At 47.9% G+C, this 559-nt stretch carries 1 protein-coding gene; it reads right to left on the bottom strand.

The genetic code is table 11. The features are described from left to right. The coding region (locus R7Z50_RS29990; protein WP_318150083.1) for a SulP family inorganic anion transporter at window positions 1–559 on the bottom strand (559 nt) is incomplete at both ends.

The raw sequence follows: 559 nt of genomic DNA, 5'->3' as shown, positions 1-559 counted from the left end.
CTGACCACGAAGCTCTTTGTCGGAATCGTGCTCTTTACGGGTAAGTGAGTCACCGATAACCGCAGTTAACAAGGTATCAATACAACCGAGCGTACCTAATACCAATGCATCGATGACCATTTCAACGAACATATCGGGGTCGATATGTGGCGCGACCAAAGATGGCAGGCCAGCCGGAATTTCCCCGATACGGCGGATATCTTCCGTATCAAACAACATCACCGACAATAAGGTAACTGCAACCAGTGCCACCAATTGGGCGGGTACATATTTGCGATACTTCTTTGGGAAAAAGAACAGAATGCCTAATGTCAGCAAGCCAAGGAAAAGCTCGTTAAATTTTAGATTAGAAATGGTTTCAGGCAGCGCTGACAATGTCCCTAGCACTCCTCCCGTAGGCGCAGCATGCCCTAGTAGTGGCGACAATTGAAGAATGATGAGTATGACACCAATACCCGACATAAAGCCGGAGATCACGCTGTAAGGCATTAAGGGGACGTATTTACCCATCTTCAGCGTTCCAAGCAAGCTCTGAAATGCCCCCGCCATCATGACAACA

The sequence above is a fragment of the Vibrio sp. 1249-1 genome (genome assembly GCF_033340495.1).
Note: the sequence above shows the minus strand (reverse complement) of the source record. Positions and strands in the feature narration are given on the sequence as shown.